Consider the following 2,996-nt stretch of genomic DNA (forward strand, 5'->3'; position numbering starts at 1 on the left):
ATCCCGTTCCTGCTGCGCGCGGTGCTGGCGCTGCGCCTTGGGGACGAGCCGGCGCGGCAGACGCCGCGCCGGTTGACCCTGGCGGTGCGTGCCGGTGCGCCCTTGATCCTGCCAGCGGCGTTGCTGGTCGTGTCCGCACTGCTGGTGGATCAACACCCGCACCTCGCCGCCTTCGGCTTCATCTTTGCCACGCTCGGTGCGGGCCTGCGCGGGGTGGTGATGCAGGTGCGGGCGATGGAGGGACAGGACCAGCTGGATCGTTTATCCCGTGTGGACGCACTGACCGGCGTGGCCAACCGGCGCGAATTCGATCAGGTGCTGCTGGCGGAATGGAATCGGGCGCGACGTAGTGGGCAGCCGATGGCGCTGTTGATGATCGACATCGATCACTTCAAGCAGTTCAACGACCGCTTCGGCCACCCGATGGGCGATGCCTGTCTGCGCGCGGTCGCGAATACTCTCAACCACTGCGCCACGCGCGGCACCGATGTGGTCGCGCGTTACGGTGGTGAGGAGTTCGCCGTGGTGGTCCCAGCCACGCCGCGCGAAGGAGTGCTCGCGCTGGCCGACACCCTGCGTGGGGCGGTAGAGCGCATCCGGCTGGCGTCACCCGATGGGGTGGGGCAGGTCGGGGTGACGATCAGCGTGGGCGCTGTGGTGGTGGCGACGGTGGAAGCGGCCGATCCCACGCCGCTGCTGAAAGCCGCCGATGCAGCGCTGTATGCGGCCAAACACGAGGGCCGCAACCGGGTGGTGGAGGGACAGGTACCGTAGAGACACGCCATGCGTGTCCATGCCGATCACGGTCGCGCACCCACCTCGCCGAAATACCAAATGTCGCTGTACCACTCATCGTACCCTTCAACCGCCGGATACTCGGCGGCGACCCCCCATTCGCCGACGCCGGGCGGCAGGATCAGACTCCACTCGCGTGCCAGGCTGCGCGGTTGCAGTGCGCGCAGCCGGCCATGGTCGTAGGGACCGGGCTCGGTATGCCCGCGGTAGTAGTCCTCGTCCAGGTACAGGCACAGCTCGCTGCCGAACATGAGCGGCAGGCTGATGCTGCAGGTGACGCGAACGTGGGCAAGCCCGGCCGGCTTCGCTTCAATCAGATGCGCACAGGCATTGATCATGCGCTGTGCGCATTCTCGCTGCAGCTGCGGGTTGGTATACGGTGCCTCCACCAAGCCTGAGTCCACCGGAATCTTATAGTTCCAATAGCGGGGATTTTCAGCGAGCTCTTCTGCCGAGGGAAATTTTCCTGCGAACCCCTCCGACCAGCGCTGCAGGTAACGCAATCCACGCGGCGCATACCGCAACTTGGGCTGTCCGCGCTCGGCGGGCCGAAGCAGCGCTGCGCGCGCTGCCTTGGTAGCTCGTCCCTTGCTCTGGGTATCCATCGTGCGTTCCGTGCCTGGAGGGCACGGATTATCGCACGTCGCGCATTTCCCAATGGTGGCCGGCCAGCAGGCGCAGGCGCTGCTTGAACACGTCGCTGTCGATCTTCGTGGTGACCGTCAGGTTGACCCGCAGGTCTTTCTGCTCGCCGGTGACGGTGGCCTCCGGGTCGGTGACGCCCCACTGGTTTTCCACGGCGTCCGGATCCGGCTGCTTGGCGCGCCACTTCTCAAACAAAGTGGTGCTGCGCAGGGCATCCTGCAGTTCCTCGGCGAAGCCGCTGGCTCCGTGCGACTTGAACGACAGGTCCGGGTCACTGCCACGGGCCTTTTCCGGGTCCGGCAGGCTGATGCTGTAATGAACGACTGACGACATGGTGGTCTCCATTGAATGCGCGCAGACTGCCAGAAACCCAGTGCAACCGGTGTGCAGAAACCGGCCGGCAGGATCAGCCGCTGAAGGTGTGCGGGCCGTCGGCGAAGCCGATGGTGACCGCGCCCTTGCCGACGTTGACCATGCCGGTCAGGCTCATCACCGACTCGAACAGCTGCACCCCATGTGCCTCGCAGGTCTGGCGCAGGCCGGCGTAGCCGGGCAGGGCGCGCAGGTCTTCCAGTTCACCGCCATAGCTGACGCACACGGTCGGGGTCATCAGCCCTGCCTTGACCCGCTGGCCGACGAAGTCGAACAGCTTCTGCACGGCGTTGTCGAACCCCTTGATCTTGGCCACCGGCCCGGTTTCGCCCCGGTAGCCGTGCAGCACCGGCTTGATGTCCAGCGCGCTGCCCAGCGCGGCGCTGATCAAGCCCACGCTGCGGTCGCCCTTGTGGCGGGCGCGGGCGCGCATGTAGTACAGGTCGCGGGTGACCATGTAACCGTGCACGTTGTGCGCCAGCTGTTCCAGTTTCTCGCGGATCTGCTGCACGCTGGCCCCGCTGTCGCGCAGGCGCACCGCTTCGACCGCGGTCACGCCCTGGGCGGCGAACAGGTTCTGGGTGTCCAGCACGCGCAGCGCGAACGGCGAGTTGAATCCTGCCGCCTGGCGCACCGGCTTGTAGTCGTTGAGGATCGCGAAGCTGGCCTGCATCGCGTTGTCATAGATCGGGCTGCGGGTCTTGGTGATCGTCATGCAGAACACATGGTCGTAGTCGATCACCAGCTGGCCCAGGAACAGATCGCGGATCTGCACCACGCTGAAGGGAATGGTTTCCGCCTCGGCCCCGTTTTCTGCCACGTGGGCGTGCAGGAAGCTCAGCGTGGCCTGCTCGTCGCGGTGGTCGGCGAGCACCGCTTCGCCGATCCGCACCGTGATCGGCAGCAGCACCAGGTTGTTCTTTTCAATGAAGTCCTGCGGCAGATCGCAGGCCGAGTCCACGACAATTCCGATGCGCATCCTGTTACCCCCTCCAGGCAGGTGTCGGTTCGAAAGTGTGAAAGCTATCTCAAAATGGACTCACGTACCTGACCGGGGATTCACGCATCCGGATGTAATCGGTTACCCGATCCGCTCTGCTGCGTAGAGCCGGGGGGGGGGGGGGGGGGGGGGGGGGGGGGGCCGGGCGCCGCGCGGCCCCGCTTTAAAACTAGAATAAGCGCGG

Annotated in this window: 4 protein-coding genes; 1 reads left to right on the top strand and 3 read right to left on the bottom strand. The window is 65.8% G+C overall.

Features of this window, described 5'->3' with window-relative positions; all coding sequences use genetic code 11:
• The coding region (locus QMX83_RS20935; RefSeq protein ID WP_282298549.1) for a GGDEF domain-containing protein at positions 1-774 on the top strand (774 nt) is incomplete at its 5' end.
• 26 nt (positions 775-800) lie between these two features.
• Here the strand turns inward: QMX83_RS20935 and QMX83_RS20940 are convergent.
• The 3 genes from QMX83_RS20940 to QMX83_RS20950 all read right to left on the bottom strand — a co-directional run bounded on the left by QMX83_RS20940 (position 801) and on the right by QMX83_RS20950 (position 2,791).
• Entirely contained in the window at positions 801-1,400 is a 600-nt protein-coding gene (locus QMX83_RS20940; RefSeq protein WP_282298550.1) for a DUF3916 domain-containing protein, read from the bottom strand.
• 28 nt (positions 1,401-1,428) lie between these two features.
• Complete coding sequence (locus tag QMX83_RS20945; RefSeq protein WP_282298551.1) at positions 1,429-1,773, bottom strand: hypothetical protein; 345 nt, start codon at positions 1,771-1,773, stop codon at positions 1,429-1,431.
• A gap of 73 nt (positions 1,774-1,846) precedes the next feature.
• On the bottom strand, positions 1,847-2,791 hold the full coding sequence (locus QMX83_RS20950; RefSeq protein ID WP_282298552.1) for a DegV family protein: 945 nt from the start codon (positions 2,789-2,791) through the stop codon (positions 1,847-1,849).
• Between the last annotated feature and the right edge of the window lie 205 nt (positions 2,792-2,996).

The sequence above is a fragment of the Stenotrophomonas sp. PS02289 genome (genome assembly GCF_029960115.1).
Classification (GTDB): domain Bacteria; phylum Pseudomonadota; class Gammaproteobacteria; order Xanthomonadales; family Xanthomonadaceae; genus Stenotrophomonas.